Consider the following 20,402-nt stretch of genomic DNA (forward strand, 5'->3'; position numbering starts at 1 on the left):
AAATTTCGATGAAATGGAACACGATTCGCACAAAAATGATCGTTTTCATCCTACTTCCAACACTAATTTGTATTATGGCCACGATGTTTATAAGCTACCACTTTAGTACTCAATCCTTAAGAACAAGAGCAGTAGATGAGAACACGAACCTTCTCTTTCAAGGTACTAGAAACATTGAAAGTCTGATTCAGGAAATCAATCGACTCTCCCTTATCGTCTATTCAGATTCAGAATTCTACAGATCTCTCGAAGCTGGATACGAGGATATGCTAGCAAATGCACGAATTTATTCTTCTCTAAATTACATTTCATCATCTATGCCTGACATATCTCAGGTCTATTTATACGGTGTCAAGGACAGCAAAGCCACTCTGCTCACCCAAAATACACCAAAACGTTGGCAGGGTGTTCCACCTTATCCTGACTCCAAGATATCTACCGATTCTGCGGTATCCTTACAGAGTACGCATTTAAGTCATAGCTACGGCCTAACGGCACCGATCCCGCAATTTATACCGGAGCCAGTGTTTACCTTACACAGAAGAATCGAAAGAGTCCCTACCACAAAAGCGCTTGGCTACCTGTCGATTGATGTCAAGCTAACGGCTCTAACCGACATCATCAGTCAGTTATCTGATCAGAAGCAGGAGAAAATCTGGCTGCTGGATGGCAACGGAAACATTGTCTACGGGGACAATAGTGAAGAATACGGCAAGAAACTGAATGCAGCTTGGTACGATACGAATATCAGGGACAAGCAAAGCTCACAAGGATACTTTGAAGAGGACAAAGCTATGTTTATCTACCAGAATATCGAAGGTCCAGGGTTAAATTGGACGCTGGTGAAGCAGATTCCCGTATCTTATCTTTTCCGAGAAGCCAATGAGGCGGCAACGATCAATATAGCACTGATGGTCCTGCTGCTGATTACAATTACAACGTTAACGATCCTAATCTCTTTTCGAATCACCGCCCCGATTAAGCAGTTGACCCGCTATATGAATCAGGTCCAGACCGGGAAGCTTGATATCGATATCCGCCCCATGGGCAAAGACGAGATCGGTGTCGTTACAGAACGGTTCCGCAGTATGATGGATACGATCAACAATCTGATCCTGAGAGAATACAAGCTGGAATTAACTAATAAAACGAATGAATTGCGGGCTTTGCAAGCGCAAATCAATCCGCATTTCCTTAACAACACCTTGCAGATCATCGGTACGCTTGCCTTGGAGCTTAAAGTACCCCAAATCTACTCACTTCTTTCTGCACTAGCGAAAATGATGCGCTACAGCATGTACAATGAGGAGAAGATTGTCACGGTTAAGGATGAACTGGATCATGTCAAAGCTTACATCGAACTACAGAAGGAACGTTTTGAAAATAAATTCAGTTTCCGTTACGATATGGAGGAAGCTCTTTTAGAGAAATTTATGCCTAAGATGATTCTGCAGCCTATTGTAGAAAACTATTTCAAACACGGTTTTAACCATTCCCGCTCAGACGGATTTGTTGAGATCACCGCGGCCAAATTGGGCGACAAGCGAATGGAAATCTGTATTCAAAACAACGGAAATGCTATTCCTTCAACGAAACTGGATCTTTTGCGGCAGAAGCTTCAACATTCCACTAGAACAGATATAGATTTATTAAGAAATACAGAGCAAGACAAGGAAGCTACTGGATCTGGTATTGGTCTGCCGAACGTTCTGGCTCGGCTCAAGCTCGTATGCGGAGATAGCGCCATCTTGACGGTGGACAACCTCAGAGCAGGTGGAGTGGTTGTAAGACTGGAAATAGACATTATAGCGGAGCGTGAGACGATATGAAGGCGTTAATTGTTGATGACGAGGCGAGAGTTAGAAAAGCTGTTAGACTTCTTGTCGACTGGAACGCACATCAAATAGATGAAATTCTGGAAGCCGGAAACGGAAATGAAGCTATTGAGATCATTCGGCAAGCGAAACCAGCCTTGGTCATTATGGACATGATGATGGAATCCGGTAATGGCGTAGAATTAATGACATGGGTTAACGAATTTGCCGGCAACATCAAATTCATTGTGGTCAGCGGACATAATGATTTCGAGTTCGTGCGCCAGACTGTTCGTCATGGTGGAATTGATTATATCCTTAAGCCCATTGAAGCGGAGGCAATCAATGTAGCAATCGCTAAGGCAGTGGCTGCTTGGCGTTCAGAGGAAGCTGACCGTAGCGAACGACAGAAGCAGAACATTCAGCTTAATGAGTTCAAGCCCATCTACGGAGAAAAACTGCTATCCGCGCTAATCGATGATCCGATCAACTCGGAATTATCTCTTCGAAGGTTGCGAAGCGATGGCATTATCCCGGACAACGTCCTCTCTTCGCGCCTAATACTGGTGCAGACAGATACAGGAAATAATCTCCTACTTAACCGTTTTGGAGGAGACACCGGTCTCCTGAACTACGCTATCGTCAATATTTGTAATGAATTTTTGCAAGGTCAGCGTAAGGGTGTGGCTTTTCGTTACTGGGGAGGTCCTTCGGAGATTGCCATCATTCTATGGGATATCCAAACGTCTGTTGTCGAGCTTATAGGGAGAATTAATCAGGGTATCTACTCTACTTTGCAGGTCCGAATGCATTTCGGAATTAGCTGCATCGGCAGCCTGCCTAAGCAATTATCTTATCAGCGTGCAGAGGTGGCTGAGGCCTTACAGCGTAGAAATTTATTAATTCATGAGGATTACTGCCATTTTTCTACTTCCTCCGAAGAGTTTAAAGAGCGCAATGAAACCGCAAAGACAGAAATTCAAGGACATGCATCGCCGACGATCTTCGCACATGTGAAGGAAGATTGGAAAATGGCGGTCATCAGCGGAAGCTCTGATGTATTGTCCGCGGCAGCACAGCACTGGGTGGACGAGCTTAGCCGATGCGGAATTGTTACACCGGAGATTCTAAACTCGTGGAAGAATGATGCACTCTTATTTCGTTCCCAGTTGGTACGGGAAACGTTAGGTCCTGATGCCGATAGCGCACTAGCCGAGTTAGAACAGGCCGACCAGCTTCACCCAGCTCCTTATACGAATGGTTACTCGTTCTCCTTATTTGCTTGGCGTGACTGGTCATTTGATCTGATGGAGCGAATATCAAAAGTGATAGCCGCTAAACAAGCTAAAGAAAGCAATCCTATGCATGATATCGTGAAATATATCGAACTCAATTATGCCTCTGATCTATCCTTACAGGAGATTGCCGGAAAGTTTTTTGTTAGCCGCGAATATATTTCACGCCGATTCAAACAGGAATACGGCATTAATTTCTCCGATTTCATCGTTAACGTCCGGATAGATAAAGCTAAATTGCTTATGCAGAACCCTCGTCTAAAGCTGTCGCAAATTTCCGAAATGGTGGGGTTTCATGATGTGAAGTATTTTAGCAAGGTATTCAAGAAACAGGTTGGTGTATCACCCAAGGACTATCGAAACCAGTTTTAAATTTAATTAATACCACGCTACGAGAAACGGTTGTCTCCTTTATGGAAGACAACCGTTTCTCGTAGAAATATAAAGATAATGTATAGCGTGAAACTTATATTTTCTTATATTTTTAAAAAGGCGTCCGCGACCGTCTTACCGGCTATGCCGTTCGGATGTGGGTCGTCTGTTCCACTCATAAACTCTGGTCTGATCCGGTGATCGTCTGGTGCAGACAATGACAATAGGCTTGCTATATCAAACACCCGGCTCACACCTATAGGCGGATTAGACAAAATCTCACGATTCACCTTGCGCCAAGTTTCTTCTCTTTCACCCTGAAAATTGAACGGTGGCACCGTACTTAGAATAATATTAGCTTCAGCATTTGCCCCCTTGATCTTAGAAATAATGGTCTGCAAGTCACCAAGAAGCTCGTCCGCCGAACGGCAGCCAATATCAATATCATTTACTCCGAGTACGATCATCACTTCATCACTTTGCTTAGTTTTGTTTAGCCATGGACCATCCGCGGCGACATCATAAGCTCTAGCCCAGCCAGAGCCAAGATTCCATACACCAATATCCGTGCCAAGGCCATCCGCAATTCTCGCGACCCAATATTCGTACTCATCCTTTAATGTCCGCACACCTTGAGTAATCGAATCCCCCAAGAATACTAGTTTCTTGGTAACAGATTTCTTATACCCAATGAAGCTTGGCAGTACCAAAAGATTATCAGACGCTGTAAAACCATCCGCTGATTGTTGTGCGGCAAGATTTCCGGGCGCGTCATAAGCTGAAACCAGCATCCCTTCAACATTGAAAGGAATCGATTTACCTGCAGTGAGTGTCTTAATCGTCCACGTAAACGCCAAGTAATGACCCTCCGGCAGAACAATGCTTGTCTCATCACTCCAGAAACATTCGCCAGCCGCAACGGATTTTGAGGCTTTGCCCTCAAAGGTAAGCGCATGCTGTGTATTTTCAGTTATCGTTCCGTCTGGTTCTGTTCCTCCGTCAGCGATATAAGCTGTCTCGATAACCCAGTCGCCTCCAGGTTCACTGCCTACAGCTTCTTGCCCTTGATCCCATGTAGAATCCACCGCGTTGCTATGCCAGAACTTTAACTTCAACGTACCATTTTCCCTTAAACGAATAAAAGTCCGGAAGGTATGCGTAAACGGTTCTTGCCTATTCATTATAAAATTCGCTGCAGTTGAAAGAACCGTTGCTGAGGTATATTCCATCTGGTTCAATACTCCACTTCCCTTTGTTAAATTAGTATCCATAACGTTCCCCCGTTATTCAATAAGATTGTAACACTAAAACCTCTCCAATAAACCAAGGGAACAGATCGTCCACCCAGTTTACAAGAGAGGTAATGGCTATATCAATATGCTTTAAGAAACAATCTTATTTCAATGTAATCGTAAACGATACGGTTTTTGCACCTGCGTTTACTTTTACTGTAGTTTCATCTACTTGCTCTGCACCTTCTACAGAAGCGATAGCTCCCAGATCTTTAAGTGAAAGCGAGAATTCTTTACCGCTACCTTCCGCAGTAACTGTTACCGTACTGCCTTTACGGTCAGCCTTCACAGTCAATTCAGGAGTACCTTTGAGATCACGAACGGTTGCAGAAGTCGTAGTGCCATCTTCAAGTGAATATAAGCCGAATTTAACGCCATTCGCATAGTCGTAATCCGGTTTGTTATCCACACTGCCGATTGCCAGCAAGGAATTCTGGCGAACGAATAGTGGCAGGCTAAAGAAATCATATTTCTCTTTGCGCCATGATCCACCTTGTACGGTTTCACCAGTAAGCAAGTGAGTCCAGCGACCAGCCGGCAAGTAGTACTTCGCCTCGCCGTTTTCTTGGAAGATTGGGGCTACAAGCAAGGATTCACCTAACATGTATTGACGATCCAATACCTCACAAGTAGGATCTTCCGGGAATTCCATAACCATAGCCCGCATAGAAGCCCAGCCATGTTCATGAGCCTGTCCTGCTACATCATACAGATAAGGCATCAAGCTACATTTGAGTTTGGTGAAGAAACGGGTAACATCACAAGCTTCATCATCATAAGCCCAAGGCACACGGTACGAAGTGCTACCATGCAGACGGCTGTGACTGGACAATAGTCCAAACGCCAACCAGCGTTTGAATACATGTGCCGGAGCCGTGTTCTCAAAGCCCCCGATATCATGACTCCAGAAACCGAAACCAGACAATCCTAGAGACAATCCACCGCGAAGGCTCTCTGCCATGGATTCATAATCTGCGTAGCAGTCACCGCCCCAGTGAACTGGGAACTGTTGGCCACCGGCAGTTGCAGAACGTGCGAACAATGCCGCTTCATTTTTACCAAGCTTCTCTTCTAGCACTTCAAATACAACCTTGTTATACAATTGAGTGTAGTAGTTGTGCATTTTCATCGGATCAGATCCGTCGAAGTAAACTACATCTGTAGGAATACGCTCGCCGAAATCTGTCTTGAAGCTATCTACGCCCATATCTACCAAATCACGCAGGTAGCCGGCATACCATTCACAAGCCGCAGGGTTGGTGAAGTCCACCAGTGCCATACCTGCTTGCCACAAATCACATTGATAAACGTCACCGTTAGGTTTTTTGAGCAGATAACCATTTTTCTTGCCTTCTTCAAACAAGCGGGAACGTTGCCCGATATAAGAGTTGATCCATACGCAGATCTTCAGCCCTTTATCTTTCAGGCGTTTCAGCATGCCTACTGGGTCAGGGAATACGCGCTCATCCCACTGGAAATCGGTCCATTGATATTCACGCATCCAGAAACAATCGAAGTGGAATACGCTCAGTGGCAGATCGCGCTCTGCCATACCATCTACGAAGGAGTTTACGGTTGCTTCATCGTAGTCGGTAGTGAAAGAGGTCGTCAGCCACAGGCCGAATGTCCAAGCTGGAGGAAGTGCAGGTTTGCCAGTAAGTGATGTGTAGTTGCTGATAACTTCTTTGATGGTAGGACCATCAATCACGAAGTATTCTAAGCTTTCTCCAGCTACGCTGAATTGCGCTTTTTTCACTTTTTCCGAAGCGATCTCATAAGAAACCAACTCAGGATGGTTAACAAATACGCCATAGCCTTTGCTGCTTACATAGAAAGGAACATTCTTATAAGCTTGCTCGGAGCTAGTGCCACCGTCTTTGTTCCAAAGATCTACGGTCTGTCCATTCTTTACAAAAGCGGTAAAACGCTCACCCAAACCATATACGAATTCACCTACACCGAGATCCAGCTCTTCACGCATATACGTGTTGCCGTCTTGATCCGTGATATAAGCCATGGACTTGAAACCGCTGCCTGTAATTCTCTCGTCTCCACGATAGAAATCCACAGCCCATTGTTGGCCTTTGCGAATCACTACACGCAGTCCGCCGCTGATCAGCACAGTCTCGGAATCGTTTTCTTCAATCTTAACGTGATCTCCAGTACCTTTCGTGAGTTCGAAGACTGGACCGCGTTCTTGTACGCCATCATGATGAATAATCTTAACCCCTACCACACCTGGAAGCGGGGAATGAAATTTTACAGTAAGCAGGGTTGAATTCAGCGTCGCTGAACGCCCTGTGATTGGAGTTGTTTGAGTAATTGCTGTTAATCCATCTGGAGTCTTTTCTACAACATAATTTTGAACTGCACCGTTAATCGTGATACCATCACGCACCAGCCAGAGACCATCAGTAAATTTCATTGTGTACTTGCCACCTTTCAATTTGGTGTTTATAGTTGCATTATACCGATAAAAAATAAACAAAACTAATACTATATAGCTCATTTATAACACTATTTTGATGTTTTATCCGAAAGGAGTGGCATTTATGGACCGTACAACCCAGAGTTTGCTAAAAGAAGACAGAGTGCATGGCGATAGCATGTTTCCGCTTGCAGCTTATTGGATAGAATTACCGGCTGGAACACATGTCCTCGATACCCATTGGCATGAAGAAGCGGAGTTTTTTATGCTGCTCGAAGGAGAAATTCTGTTTCAGGTGGATACCGAATATTTCCCACTTAAAGCCGGTGAGGCTGTATTTATCGAGTCCGGTGATATTCATGCTGCCTATGTACTGAACGAAGATACGCCCTGCAAATTTTGTGCGCTCGTGTTTCTTCCTGATCTTCTCGCTAGTGCCCAATATGATACGATCCAGCAGAACACCATCTTACCCCTTCAGGAGAAAAGACAAAGCTTTCCTCGCCACCTAACACCGGCTGTGAAATGGCAGCATGAACTTCTGCGACACTTAGAACGCATGATGGACGCCTACGCTGCGCAATCTCCCGGGTTTGAAGCTTTTATTAAAGGCACGTTACTCATCATGCTCTCGCTGATTGCTCCAGAGGATCGTTTTGTAAACCGCAGCCAGCTGGATGACGCTGATACTACTAAGATCAATCGACTTAAGAAGATTATTCTCTATATTCAGGATAACTATCAGGAGCCGATTCGAACTCGGGACCTCTCCGACCTTATTCCCATGAGTGAAGGACAGTTCTGCCGCTTTTTCAAAGAAATGACCCGTAAGACTCCAGTAGATTACATTAACTCTTACCGAATTCGCCAAGCCGCCGATCTACTGCAACAAAGCAACAGAAAAATATCCGACATCGCATTCGAGGTCGGATTTGATAATGTGAGCTATTTTATTAAAGTGTTTCGCAGAGCGATGAAATGCTCACCTTCGGAGTTTAGGAAGGGGTCCCGTTGACATCTTGTTGTTCGACTTCTATTCATCGGTCGCTTCTTGAATCCAAACTGTCATCTCACCAATCCCGCGGTTTGCCCAGGTAAAGTATGGGATGAATTTCAACTCCGCAGGTTCCATGCTCCAGAGAGAATCACTGCGGTATAGTTCATCCGCCCATTCCTCCGTGGGTTTCATACGCTGTCCGGCTGCCCGAATCACTTTCACGCCTCCTGGGGAGCCCATCTGTTCTGAGATCGTAAACTCCGTCTTCCGTGGAAGCTGAAGCTGATACAAACCTTTACCGTTATCCACCTGCTCCATGCAATATACGAACGGCCCGCGCTGCAGTGCGACTTTGCTAAACGTCTGTCTGACTTGCGGATGACTCTTCATGATCTGGACCGGCATAGAGAATGAGATTTCAACCTCTTCTCCGGGTTTCCATTCACGAGTCAGCTCGATATAACCATTCTTATCTCCTGCAAAATAAGTCTTGTTCCCTCCATCCACTGTAACCTCAGCTTGGTCGCACCATTCCGGCATACGAAGTGCGAGCGTGAACTCACTGGTCTGTTCAGGAGTGATAATAAATCTGGATTTTCCTTCAGAGATGTATAGAGACTGTTGCTCAATCCTAACCGATGCCCCGTTTATTACGGCTTCCAGCTGCCCGCCAATGTAAAGCTGCACATAGATAGAAGCATCTTGAACGGTATAAACATACTGTCCGAGCGAAGCGAGTAGACGAGAGACGTTCGGAGGGCAACAAGCACAGCTGAACCACCCCTGACGTTCGGCCTTCACATGGTTATAATTTTTATTTTTACCAAGTACCTCCGGATAGACCTCCAGCGGATTCACGTAGAAGAATTTCGTCCCGTCCAGTGACATCCCGCTGATTACGGTATTGTATAACGCCCTCTCCATCACATCAGCATATTTGGAGTCTTGGTGTAAACGCAGCATACGCTTGGCGAAGAATATCAGTCCAACCGATGCACAAGTCTCAGCGTATGCTAAATCACCCGGTAAGTCATAATCGGCGGTAAAGGATTCTCCTTGCTCCATCGAGCCAATACCGCCGGTGATATACATTCGTTTATTGACGATGTTATCCCATAATTCGCAGCAAGCTGCCAGCATTCCAGCATCCCCGGTTTCAGCAGCGATATCTGCCATCGCTGTACACATATAAACCAAACGTACCGCATGTCCTTCAGCCTTGCCCTGTTCCCTCACAGGCAGATGAGACTGACTGTACTGATGATCGTGAACCATCGACAATTGGGGAAAATGTAATCCTCTTCCCCTCTTCTCCCACTCCTGCTCAAAATAATGAGGTTTCTCCCCCCGCTGATCCAAGAAATAGCGACTCAGGTTCAAATACTTCTCATTACCTGTGGCATGGTACAGTTTGACGAGAGCCAGTTCAATTTCCTGATGCCCATCATAACCCTTCAGCTTCCCTGGCTCCTGTCCAAATACCGTATCTATGTAATCCGCAAACCGCGAAACGGCATCCAGCAGCTTTCTTTTACCCGTTGCCTTATAATAGGCTGTCCCAGCTTCAATCATATGCCCTGCACAGTACAGCTCATGGCATTCCGCCAAATTACTCCACTCACGACCTGGTTCCTTAAGCGTGAAATAAGTATTAAGATACCCATCCTCCCGCTGAGCCTTGACGATAATATCAATAACACCGTCTACGACCTTCTCCAGCACAGGATCACGTTTTTCCTCTATTAAATAGGCTGCTGCTTCTAACCACTTAGCCACATCGCTGTCCTGAAATACCATGCCGTAGAATTCGCCCTGCTCAAGTCCAGCGGCGATTTTAAAATTGTGAATGGCATGGCTTGGCTCTGCTCCTGGTATACGATCGTTCAGCGCCTCCCATTGATAGGGAACCATAACCTCACGCACTAGACGAATATATTCTGACCAGAACGGGTCCTGAATTTGATTTTTCCTTACCTCGTGTGTTGCAACTGACTGACTCATGTTAGAATCTCCTCTCTTCTCTGTAGGGTGTAAATTCACACTACATCTGGTCTATCCCTTGACTCCGCCAACCGTCAATCCTTCAATAAAGAAACGCTGGAAGAACAGAAACAGAAGTAAAATAGGCAGGATGGCTAGCACCGCACCCGCAATCAGCGCATCATAATTGTTACCTAGTGGGGACACAAATGAAGCGAGCCCAATGGGCAGAGTGAATTGTTCGGTTGTCCGTAGCACAATAAGTGGCCACAAGAAGTTATTCCAGCTGTTCATCGCTTGCAGAATCGTAATTGCACCAAAGGCCGGAGCCATCAGCGGCACCATGATTCTGAAGAAGATCCCGTATTCTGTGCATCCGTCTATTCGACCAGCATCCATGAAGTCTCGCGGTAGACCCAGTGCAAACTGGCGAAAGAAGAATATCGGCAGCGGCGCCACCACAAACGGCAAGATAACGCCCCAAATGGTGTTAATCAGCTTCAGTGAGATGGTCAATTTATAAAGTGGAAGAATAATGATCTCCACCGGAATCATCATTACAACAAGAACGAGCGTAAAGATCAGGCTCCGGCCTTTGAATCGGTACATTCCTAGCCCGTAACCTACCATAGAGGAGAGCAGCAAGCTCAACAATGTAAAGAGTGTTGTAATCACTGCACTATTCTTATACCATGCAAAATAATTACCTGCCGCACCCACACCTGAAAAAATACTCTTATAGTTATCCAAACTCATCAGATTGAAATCTAGCCTGACATTCAATCCATAGCGGAATAATTCTGTAGCCGGTTTAAGGGATGCTAGAAATAATGCATACAATGGAAACAGCATGAACACTGCAAGAATAAGGAACAAGAGTAATAGTAGTATGGAGGCCGCAGAAAATTTATTTTTTTTGTTATCCTGCATCATCTTATTCCTCCTTCTTAAACAAGCCGGTAAGTGTTAATTGCACCAAGCTGACCACCAGTGTAATCGCCAGCAGTGTAATGCCAATTGCCGCCCCAAAACCGAGATCGAAATACTGGAAACCTTGTTGATAGATGTAACCTACCATTGTAAGCCCGATATTTTGCGGCGATGGCTTACCCGCCCACAGCATATAGCTTTCTGTAAACATGGCGTAACCGCCATATATAGTAATCGTCACGACATACACCGTGATCGGTTTCAAAAGTGGAACCGTAATCCTCATGAATTTACGCATTTTACCTGCACCATCGATTTCAGCTGCCTCATAGAGTTCACCGGGAATACTCTGCAGTGCAGATAAGAAGTACAGTACATTAATGCCTATCCATCGCCAGCCCGCGAGCACAAGCAGCGCAAACATTGCTAGATTCGAACTGTACAACCACTGCTTGCTCTCGAGCCCAAACAAATGAAGAATCGTGTTCATCAAAGCCCCATCCAATTCACCGAAAATGAGACGGAAGATCACCCCAGCAACAACTACGGAAGTCAAAGCAGGAATAAATATAGTCGATCTAAAAAAATTACTTGCTACCATTTTCTTCGAATTCAAAAATACAGCCAGCACCATCGGAACTGGTATTAAAAGAAGCAACGTCCAGAGTGTATACCTCGTGCTGTTAAACAACGCTGCCCCGAAATTTTCATTCCATAGCTTTTCATAATTATCTAAACCCACGAAGGATGTTTCTCCGGGTAATACTTCCTGAAAGCTCATAATGACAGCGTTAACCAGTGGATAAGCAAAGAAAATAAGAAAAGACAAAATAAAGGGTAACACGAATACATAAGGCGCTATTTTTTGCGAATTGCCCAGTTGATATCTTCGCTTTGTAGTGTGAACGATCTCCCTTTCTATTTGCATAACGTTACCTCCAGTCGGGTTAAATCCCCCCACATCCGCGGGTTCTTTCGTCTACTTATTGTCTGTCACCCCGTGTCTCGTACTCGCTCACTTATAACGGTACTCTTTATCGTGCAGGGGATGACAGACAACCAATAGAACATGATGCTTTATGATTCCTACTTCAGACTAGCCTGCACGTCTTTAAGTACTTGGGCCGGATCTTTCAGATCTTTAAAAATTTCTGGCATCGCCTTATTGCGAACGGCATCAAATACTTCAGGTGATTTCTCACGGATATTAACTGGAGCGATCTCATCTTTAACGCTAATGAGCGTATCAAAAATATCAGTCCCAAAATAATCAGTGAATTTATTCGCTTCTTTCATCGCCGGATCTGTCCATACATCCGTACGAATCGGGTCAAACCCGAGCTGTTTCCAAATTTGAATATTGCCTTCTTTAGACAATTTGGCATAAGACAAGAATTTCTTTAGTAAAGCCTCTTCTTTGGTTTGGTTCGTAATAGAAGTTGCTGTACCGCCCATCCCTGCTGAACGATTACCGCCTTCTTCCCATGCTGGCATTGGACGAATAATCACTTTTCCCTTCAGATCAGGAATATGGTCTGTGAAGCGATTCATAAACCAGAAAGGCATAAATACTGAAGCTGCACTGCCGGAATCCATGTATCCAAAATACTCCTCAGTATCGTGACCCGCGCCCGGAGCTACAGCAGCAACACCCTCCTTCACTAGCTTTTGAAAGAACTCCATCGTCTTCACATTAATCGGATTGTCAACGGTTACATTTCCGTCCGCATCCACTTGGTCTGAACCCTGTTGACTAATCGCTGGCCACCAAGACCAGTTTCCGTTCCCTTCAAAGGTAATCATCGGCTTGCCTGTTTTCTCAAGCACCTGTTTACCTGCCGTTTCCAGATCACTCCACAGCTTAATATCATCTGCGTTCACACCAGCTTGATCCAGGATTTCCTTGTTGTAGTACATTACAGTTGCGCCTACATGATAATCAATCCCGTAATAAGTGCCGTCTTTACTGTATATGTCTACTCTCGATTTGACGATATTTCCGAGCTCAGGCTCCAGTATGTCGTTCAGAGATACAAGCTGCGGTTTCCCTTTCATGAAATTCGGAAATTTACTTTGCTCAATATCAACTAAATCCGGTGCACCCACGCCTGATTGCAGTGCCAACAGTAGCTTGGTATGCATGTCATCATAAGGAATGGTTGTAGCTTCTAGAGCAATCTGTTCATCCGGATGACTTTCATTCCAGCTGTCCGCCATACTCTCATAGAATTTTTGGTGCGCATCCACAAAGGTCCAGAAGATGACTTTTTTCGCTTCCGTCTTAGTGGCGGTATCCGTATTCCCTTTGCTTTCGTTCGTTTTTGCTGGCTGGTTGTTTGAAGTTTTTTCTTTATTTCCTCCACCACAACCGCTGAGCCCCATAACTACAATCAACAATATAACCATCGTGAAAAGTGATGCCTTTTTCATTCAGCTTCCTCCTTGAATGATTTATATACTTAACCCCTTAGGGAGTAAGTTGGGGAGCGCTTACACAACGTAGCTTGTACCAAAATACCGCTTCAACATTGTGCATTGGATTACATTATTACAACATTAAAAGGAAACGCTTTATTTATAATAATACATGTTATATCATGAAAATAAACGATCGATTACAACCTGATTTTTAAAAATTACAACCTTTTGGAGGTGTAAGATGAGCTCCCCGATTCTCCACTTTATCACACCACCTATTCCTTATTTCATAGACTGTGGCCGTGCCCATTACGATGCTGGAGACTATCATATCAGTCGAAACTGCATCGGTGTGTTTGATCTCATCATCGTTAAGAAGGGCATCCTGCCAATCGCAGAGAACGATTTGCAGTGGGAATTAAAAGAAGGCCAATTTCTCATCCTTCGTCCAGACGCACATCATTATGGCTTCGCCCCCTGTCCTATAGAAACCGAAATCATTTGGATTCATTTTCAGACCTTTGGTAGCTGGAAAGAGTGTCAGGATATGAACGAATGTCTGGATAATCAGAGCGAGCTCATCGAGAACCATAAACAGAAAGCATATTTGAATCACTGTGATGTATGTTCGATCTTTATTCCGAAACATATGGAAATCTCACAAAAAGCAATGGAGGTGCTGGAGTTCTTTTTCCAGCTGGAACAGGAGCCCCAGTCGATGCGTAACTGGAAGCGTCAAGCCTCCTTCCAACAGTTCCTGCAATTCTTAGACCGTGATCTTGCCGAGGCGTCAGATGCAACCGCCATTCAACTGGCTGAGAAGATTGAGCTGTTCATTCGGCAAAACTACACACGTGAGGTGACCAACTCCCTCCTTCAAAAGGAGCTCAACTATCATCCCAACTACCTCGCTAAAAATATGCTGAAAATATACGGTGTAACGCCTATGGGATACCTTCTGTCCTATCGCCTGGAGCAATCCAAAAGACTGTTAATCCAGACCTCCTGGTCCATTGCACGTATTGCTGAAGAGGTTGGCTTTCATCATATTACTTATTACTCTTCCTGCTTCTCCAAGAAAGAAGGGATCTCTCCCTCAAATTTCAGACGAAAATTCACCTGTAAATAGACAAGAAGAAACGGTTGGCGCCCTTAAAAGGACGAGAACCGTTTCTTCAATTAATCACTTAAGCACGTTGCAAGCGAATAACATTCCAAGATAATTTAGATAAGGACGCCGTGAGGTGCCCGTCGACCGCTTTTGCATCCCCACGATCATGTGGTGTTACCGTAGCTTGCTGTGCTACTGTATTTACTGCTTTTACATCCGCGTTCTCCAGCACGGTATGCTGAATCACACGATATCCCTCAAATCCTCGAATATCACATTCCAGCAGCAACATGTCTTCCAGACTTTTATTTACCGCAAAAATAACCAGTTCCTCATTCTCTTCGTTATAAACTACACTGGAATCTAGCAGCGGTACATCCGTATAATCCTTACTGTCATATAAAGGTGAAGACACGATAGGATGCAGCACCGTTCCCCGGCCATACAAGGACGTATGCATATAGGGATAGAAAATACTTTGACGCCAAGCTAAGCCTCCACTTACGGTCATTATAGGTGCAATCACATTAACCAACTGAGCCAAGCAAGCAATCTTTACTCGGTCGGCATTGTTCAGTAGCGTGATCAACATACTTCCGACCATCAGTGCATCTTCAAATGTATACTGGTCCTCCAGTTGAGCTGGTGCTACTTGCCAAGGGTCAATCTGCTTGTCTGACTCCAGGGTATGAAACCAGACATTCCATTCATCGAAGGAAAGATACATCGTCTTCTTACTGCGTTTCTTTGCCTTGATACAATCACATACAGCGACGATTTCTTTTATAAAAAGATCCATATCCAGTGATTTAGCAAGATAGTTTGCCGTATCGTTCTCTGCATTTCCGTAATAGGTATGCAGGGACAGATAATCAACCTGCTCATAAGTATAATCCAGCACAGTAGCCTCCCACTCAGCATAGGTAGGCATGGAACGGAATGAGCTTCCGCAAGCCACCAGCTCTATGCTCGGATCAACCAGTCTCATCGCTTTAGCGGTTTCGCTTGCTAGTCTCCCATATTCGGTTGCTGTCTTCTGGCCAATTTGCCAAGGACCGTCCATCTCGTTGCCAAGACACCAAGTCTTAATGCCATGCGGCTCCTCGAAGCCATGAGATCTTCTCAAATCGCTATAATAAGAGCCAGAGGGATGATTGCAATATTCAAGCAGATTTCGTGCCGCATCTACGCCTCTCGTCCCTAGATTGACCGCCATCATAACATCCGAACGGATTCCTTTTGCCCAGCGAATAAATTCATTCGTGCCTACTTCATTGGGTTCTGTCGTTCGCCATGCTAATTCCAGTCTTCGAGGACGATCTGCTACTGGTCCTACTCCATCCTCCCAATTGTAACCGGATACAAAATTACCTCCAGGATAACGAATCATCGGCACACCAATCTCTCCGATCATTGAAGCTACATCTTGCCGAAATCCGTGTTCATCTGCTGAAGGATGGCCCGGATCATATATCCCTCCATATACCGCACGTCCCAAATGCTCAATGAACGAGCTATAAATTCTAGGATCTACCTCAGCCAGTTTGAATTCCTTTTCTATGGTCATCTTGGCCTTTTTCGACATGGTCATCACTCTCTCTCGTCTTCAGTTATGTTGATTAGTTCCACTACTTAAACAATTACAACCTACAAGTAAGCGTTATATTACTAATACTAACAACATCAGAGTGGAATGAATATCAAGATATTGAACTACTTTTTTAAAATTTCCAACCACTATTTCTTTATTAATTCTTCCTGTTCATCTACCGATATATTATAGATAGATCTTATCGTCGTAGGAGGAGAATGAGCTATGAATATAACGAATATGACCTCTGCTATGGGAACGAGACTTAATGTAGCTGTTAGTCACCAAACTAACGATAAAACCATAAATTCAAACAGCAAGACAAGTGGTAGCGGAGACCACTTATCGATAAGCAAATCTGCAAAAGCAGCTTTTCAAAATCAATCAAAAATGAGCGGAATGGTTGATTCTCTACTTAAACAAAAACAGAGTATCATCGATAGCAAGAACAGCCTAATTGAAAGAACCACCAAAAACTCACATAACCTTGATTCTATTCAAGATCAACTTAAGGAATTCGATAAACAGCTCCAAACCATTGACCAACAAATTGCGAAGTACACCTTTGAAGAGCAACAAAAGAACTTAGAAAAAGCTCAAAAAGAAGATCTATCGGATGAACCTAAAACCGAGCAAGAGATACAAAACGAAAGATTGAATACGATTGTTGCTATAAGCCAAAATGTTTCACAAATGGAGGTAGTTTCTTCTACCCATTCTAAGATGCATGGCGAGGCAAGAGTTCTGACCAAGGAAATCGAATCGGATGAAGCTCGTTCTACTCATTCTGCAACAGCCAAACGTGAGCAGCTATCCAAAATCGAAGATAGAATATCGGAAATGAATGAAACGTTAGGCGATACCATAAAAGACACCGGAGATAAAATTAAAGATCAGGAACGGACTGAGAAATTAGCCACCTACCAAGAAATTCAGCGTTTAGCCGAAGATTCTGATAAGTCGCAGCTAGAAATACTAATCTAACAAAGACAAAATCTCTATATAGAAAAAGCAATCGGACCCCTACCACATCAAAGGGGTTGCCGATTGCTTTTTTATATGCAGATGATGTTATCTTTCAACTATTCCTTCCGAATCACGATAAAGCAGGTGCTGTCTGGCAAGGCCACTTCCTGTCCGCTCTCATCCATGAACCTTACTCTATCGCGCAGCGCTTCGGTATAACCTTCTTGCAAGTAATGCCGGAAGACTTCAATCTTCGCCTGCTTTCCTAAAGTCTGTTCAATAAATGAGGCAAACTCCGTAGGGGTAAAGTAACCAAACTGTTCTTGGACCTCATGAATGTAAGCCTCCTCGCCCCAGGTATACGTATATAAAAATTCCATGGCATCATTAACAGGCATGAGTACTTCTTCTTCCCCTAATCTCTGATACTGAAGCTGACGTCCGGCAAAATCCTTCGCATAACGCTCCAGCCACGCCATACCGTCCTCCTCCAGAAAACGAACTTTCCGCAGCAATGCTGTGGGTTCAGTCATAATCCCATCACGGATAATGATAACCCCGCCCACTGACAATACATCAAAAGCACTTCGCAGGGCGGCCGAGACGGTGTCATGATTGAACTTTTTACCATTAAGCGGCACATAAGAATATAGCTCATGCAAAATCGAAGAAAAGATTACCGTACCCACCGTTCCAGCCTCTACGAAATCTTCAAGGTTCAACGCATCTCCCTGCAGGACCTCCCACTGACGACCTTCCCGTTGCTTGCGCTGCCGCAGAGCTTCCACTACATTGCTCGATATATCAATGCCGATAGGGGTAACCTCTGGCATCCGCTCTTCCAGCAAATCCAGCAGCACACCGCCGCCAGGGCCGATATCCAGCACTTTTTTCCCAATGACATGCTCCAGAATCACCGCCTTATAATCTGCGGTATTATTCATTTGACTTAAGTAGGTATCTTCATTATGAAAACGGTCGAAGGCGTCTCTGCGTAGCTCGAACAAGTCGAATAACAGCAACACAGCACGTTCATACAAGGGCGATTTTTCAGCTTCCATACAGAATTCGATCAGCTTCTCTGCCGCTGCCGAGAATTGGAACTGAAAAAACACCGTGTCTGGCAGATGCTCCTTAGCATATGGACGAAGCATTAGATGAGGATTCTCATCAGGTAAAATCCCTTTTTCGATATCCTCCCATGTAAGCTCTGATAAATATTTTTCTATAATCCGCTTCTTATAAACATTGATCTTCTTAACACCCTTGTAGTCATAGTAAATGCTGTTCATAACCTGCTCGAAGCTGATATGGCCTAGGGGTTCATTCTGAGCCCTTTGAGCTGCAAGCGACATCACCTTCAGAAATTGCTCTAACGAGAAGGTCTGCATTGCAGATTCCACATACCAGAAGATAGTGTTACTTAAAGACTCCAACCGTTCCGCATGGAAGCCTTCCTGTGTCAGCTTTGCCCATTCGGTAGTGAAATCCTCTCCTCTAGAGATCGGACCTAGCCGCATTCTGCGCAGTCTTTCTTTCATCGGCATTGGACTAGCAAGTTCACCGGATGCAATCAGAGTGATAAGCTGTTTCACTTCATGCTCTACATTCAGCCATAGCTCGGGAGATACAGCTCCGATGATGCAATGATTGAGTACGGTTAGCAAGCGTTCAAGTTCCTCGGCAGTCAGTAACTGTTCCTCCACAAGATCACGAAGCGGCTTATTTACTTCCGGAGGCACCTCCCCACGGATTTGCTGTCCTATCAGTCCATGGGTTTCAATAAGCCGATGAACCAGTGAACTTTTGTCAGAGACCGTACCGCTCAAATGTTTCCCGTATAACTGTGCGGAGCCAATGTTATGTACAAAACAGTTAATGCCTTCCTCCTGCCAAAGTAACCGCTCCTTCAATGTGCCACCCTTAGCTGCTTCTGACCAGATTAATGTTTCTTCCACAAGCTCTTTGATCCAAATCGAACGGGGAAGCTGGTCTAGCAGCTGCAAACTGCGTTCCACATAATCCAGCACGGGATTCCTGTGGTCCAACTCCTCCAGAGATTCCACACGCTCCAAATTTACAATCTGCTCCTCGGCTTGGACAATAAGCTTCAGCCAGAGGTTATCCTCCAAATGATCTTGTATTCCTTCACGGTATAAAGTGATGGCTTCCAACGATTTCAGCATATACTCCTCCTTCGCTCCAAAGTGGAGACTAAAAAGACTTATTATTATATATACACTCCCGTTAATTAAAAAACAGAACCAGGATTCATGAAATTGCCATGTCCCGATTCTGTTTATATTCCAATCCTCAAGTTCCGAACCGTTGCCGATATCCGCACTTGCGGCACAGCTCTTCTACTGCCTCTCTACGAGAGAACCCGTAAAACAGATTGTTCGCTCGCTCACCCTCTACGATTTCTGAGAAAGGAGTCTCATGAATGTTGCCGAGGTTAATGACTCCTTCACCATCCAGACAGCACGGTACAACGGTACCATCCACAAGGATTGCCGCTTGGCTGCGTAGTGCATGACAGAACCCTTTTCCGTCATCTTCCGGCTCGTTCAGTGCAGGCCAACGGAACTCATGGTCCTGATTGAGATATACCCGTGGGGCAACCTTGACGCCGCTGCCAGGTACAACCTTTTCTTCGATCTTGAAATCAAGGTTAAAGGCTTCCTCCAGCACAGCAAGAGTCTCACGGTTCCGATTCTTCTCCAGATTGGTCAGATTATCCTCTGTCAAATTCCACAGCCGGAAGGAAATAATGACCCCTTGCGCGGAGGCTTCCCGTACAAAAGAAATAATCTCCGACAAATACCCTTCGCGGTTCTCAGATCCTTCATGCCCATCAAAGCTATGCAGAGAGAAGTTCATCTGTCGAAGTGCAGGTTTGCCGAGAATCTTAGGGCCAGCCTTATGAATTAACGTACCATTGGTAGTAATATTGACCTTGAACCCTTTGGCATGTGCCGCATCCAGCAGCTCACCAATCTTGGGATGCAGCAATGGTTCACCTTTTACGTGAAGGTAAATATAATTACTATGTGGCTTAATTTCATCTAATATCGTATTAAAAGTATCGAGCTTCATAAAGTTCTTCGTTCGGGCGGTTGGTGGACAAAAGCTGCAGGATAGGTTGCAGACGCTTGTTATCTCAATGTATACCTTTTTAAAAGTCTTCAAGTGCTGCTCCCCATTCTAT

At 44.7% G+C, this 20,402-nt stretch carries 14 protein-coding genes; 5 read left to right on the forward strand and 9 right to left on the reverse strand.

The features are described from left to right. Positions 1-8 precede the first annotated feature (8 nt). Together MKY52_RS04845 and MKY52_RS04850 are read left to right on the forward strand one after the other, a co-directional pair. Positions 9-1,829, forward strand: coding sequence for a cache domain-containing sensor histidine kinase (locus MKY52_RS04845; RefSeq protein ID WP_341050164.1), 1,821 nt, complete (start codon positions 9-11; stop codon positions 1,827-1,829). Continuing rightward, the gene (locus MKY52_RS04850; RefSeq protein ID WP_341050165.1) at positions 1,826-3,481 is read left to right on the forward strand and encodes a helix-turn-helix domain-containing protein; all 1,656 of its coding nucleotides are present in this window, start codon (positions 1,826-1,828) and stop codon (positions 3,479-3,481) included. The genes MKY52_RS04845 and MKY52_RS04850 overlap by 4 nt, the downstream gene beginning before the upstream one ends. Before the next feature lie 104 nt (positions 3,482-3,585). On the opposite strand, the gene MKY52_RS04855 is transcribed toward MKY52_RS04850, so the two are convergent. Continuing rightward, entirely contained in the window at positions 3,586-4,752 is a 1,167-nt protein-coding gene (locus tag MKY52_RS04855) for an SGNH/GDSL hydrolase family protein (RefSeq protein WP_341050167.1), read from the reverse strand. Positions 4,753-4,876: 124 nt separating this feature from the next. Then, complete coding sequence (gene yicI, locus MKY52_RS04860) at positions 4,877-7,198, reverse strand: alpha-xylosidase (RefSeq protein ID WP_340974210.1); 2,322 nt, start codon at positions 7,196-7,198, stop codon at positions 4,877-4,879. 127 nt (positions 7,199-7,325) lie between these two features. On the opposite strand from yicI, the gene MKY52_RS04865 reads away from it, so the two are divergent. After that, positions 7,326-8,216 (forward strand): AraC family transcriptional regulator, encoded by an 891-nt coding sequence (locus MKY52_RS04865; RefSeq protein ID WP_076299101.1) that lies wholly within the window; start codon positions 7,326-7,328, stop codon positions 8,214-8,216. Between the two features lie 18 nt (positions 8,217-8,234). On the opposite strand, the gene MKY52_RS04870 is transcribed toward MKY52_RS04865, so the two are convergent. From MKY52_RS04870 to MKY52_RS04885, 4 genes are all read right to left on the reverse strand, one after another. Beyond that, entirely contained in the window at positions 8,235-10,199 is a 1,965-nt protein-coding gene (locus MKY52_RS04870; RefSeq protein WP_341050168.1) for a glycoside hydrolase family 127 protein, read from the reverse strand. A 51-nt stretch (positions 10,200-10,250) separates the two neighbouring features. Then, positions 10,251-11,111 carry a carbohydrate ABC transporter permease gene (locus MKY52_RS04875; protein WP_149646412.1) on the reverse strand — a complete coding sequence of 287 codons (861 nt, stop codon included), beginning with the start codon at positions 11,109-11,111 and terminating at the stop codon, positions 10,251-10,253. Between the two features lies 1 nt (position 11,112). Further along, entirely contained in the window at positions 11,113-12,036 is a 924-nt protein-coding gene (locus MKY52_RS04880) for a carbohydrate ABC transporter permease (RefSeq protein WP_081382818.1), read from the reverse strand. 158 nt (positions 12,037-12,194) lie between these two features. Further along, positions 12,195-13,538 (reverse strand): ABC transporter substrate-binding protein, encoded by a 1,344-nt coding sequence (locus MKY52_RS04885; RefSeq protein ID WP_341050170.1) that lies wholly within the window; start codon positions 13,536-13,538, stop codon positions 12,195-12,197. Positions 13,539-13,767: 229 nt separating this feature from the next. Here MKY52_RS04885 and MKY52_RS04890 point away from each other — a divergent pair, with 229 nt between their 5' ends. Next, positions 13,768-14,655, forward strand: coding sequence for a helix-turn-helix transcriptional regulator (locus MKY52_RS04890; RefSeq protein ID WP_076299098.1), 888 nt, complete (start codon positions 13,768-13,770; stop codon positions 14,653-14,655). 58 nt (positions 14,656-14,713) lie between these two features. Here the strand turns inward: MKY52_RS04890 and arfA are convergent, their stop codons facing one another. Next, the gene (gene arfA / locus MKY52_RS04895; protein ID WP_445670979.1) at positions 14,714-16,228 is read right to left on the reverse strand and encodes an arabinosylfuranosidase ArfA; all 1,515 of its coding nucleotides are present in this window, start codon (positions 16,226-16,228) and stop codon (positions 14,714-14,716) included. Between the two features lie 225 nt (positions 16,229-16,453). Between arfA and MKY52_RS04900 the strand changes: the two genes are divergently transcribed. Then, positions 16,454-17,212 (forward strand): hypothetical protein, encoded by a 759-nt coding sequence (locus tag MKY52_RS04900; RefSeq protein ID WP_341050172.1) that lies wholly within the window; start codon positions 16,454-16,456, stop codon positions 17,210-17,212. Between the two features lie 98 nt (positions 17,213-17,310). Here the strand turns inward: MKY52_RS04900 and MKY52_RS04905 are convergent, their stop codons facing one another. Together MKY52_RS04905 and MKY52_RS04910 are read right to left on the reverse strand one after the other, a co-directional pair. Further along, on the reverse strand, positions 17,311-19,380 hold the full coding sequence (locus MKY52_RS04905; protein WP_341050174.1) for a class I SAM-dependent methyltransferase: 2,070 nt from the start codon (positions 19,378-19,380) through the stop codon (positions 17,311-17,313). A 127-nt stretch (positions 19,381-19,507) separates the two neighbouring features. Beyond that, positions 19,508-20,383, reverse strand: a complete 876-nt coding sequence (locus tag MKY52_RS04910; protein WP_341050176.1) for a radical SAM/SPASM domain-containing protein — start codon at positions 20,381-20,383, stop codon at positions 19,508-19,510. Positions 20,384-20,402: the final 19 nt, after the last annotated feature.

Origin of the sequence: Paenibacillus sp. FSL P4-0184 (assembly GCF_038004625.1) — a bacterium.
Classification (GTDB): Bacteria; Bacillota; Bacilli; order Paenibacillales; family Paenibacillaceae; genus Paenibacillus_AQ.

Excerpts from the sequence above, each read along its gene's own strand:
- MKY52_RS04885 (WP_341050170.1), bottom strand. The coding sequence starts at position 13,538 with ATGAAAAAGGCATCACTTTTCACGATGGTTATATTGTTGATTGTAGTT.
- MKY52_RS04850 (WP_341050165.1), top strand. The coding sequence starts at position 1,826 with ATGAAGGCGTTAATTGTTGATGACGAGGCGAGAGTTAGAAAAGCTGTT.
- MKY52_RS04880 (WP_081382818.1), bottom strand. The coding sequence starts at position 12,036 with ATGCAAATAGAAAGGGAGATCGTTCACACTACAAAGCGAAGATATCAA.
- MKY52_RS04875 (WP_149646412.1), bottom strand. The coding sequence starts at position 11,111 with ATGATGCAGGATAACAAAAAAAATAAATTTTCTGCGGCCTCCATACTA.
- arfA (WP_445670979.1), bottom strand. The coding sequence starts at position 16,228 with ATGACCATGTCGAAAAAGGCCAAGATGACCATAGAAAAGGAATTCAAA.
- yicI (WP_340974210.1), bottom strand. The coding sequence starts at position 7,198 with ATGAAATTTACTGATGGTCTCTGGCTGGTGCGTGATGGTATCACGATT.
- MKY52_RS04905 (WP_341050174.1), bottom strand. The coding sequence starts at position 19,380 with ATGCTGAAATCGTTGGAAGCCATCACTTTATACCGTGAAGGAATACAA.
- MKY52_RS04870 (WP_341050168.1), bottom strand. The coding sequence starts at position 10,199 with ATGAGTCAGTCAGTTGCAACACACGAGGTAAGGAAAAATCAAATTCAG.
- MKY52_RS04845 (WP_341050164.1), top strand. The coding sequence starts at position 9 with ATGAAATGGAACACGATTCGCACAAAAATGATCGTTTTCATCCTACTT.
- MKY52_RS04865 (WP_076299101.1), top strand. The coding sequence starts at position 7,326 with ATGGACCGTACAACCCAGAGTTTGCTAAAAGAAGACAGAGTGCATGGC.
- MKY52_RS04855 (WP_341050167.1), bottom strand. The coding sequence starts at position 4,752 with ATGGATACTAATTTAACAAAGGGAAGTGGAGTATTGAACCAGATGGAA.
- MKY52_RS04900 (WP_341050172.1), top strand. The coding sequence starts at position 16,454 with ATGAATATAACGAATATGACCTCTGCTATGGGAACGAGACTTAATGTA.
- MKY52_RS04890 (WP_076299098.1), top strand. The coding sequence starts at position 13,768 with ATGAGCTCCCCGATTCTCCACTTTATCACACCACCTATTCCTTATTTC.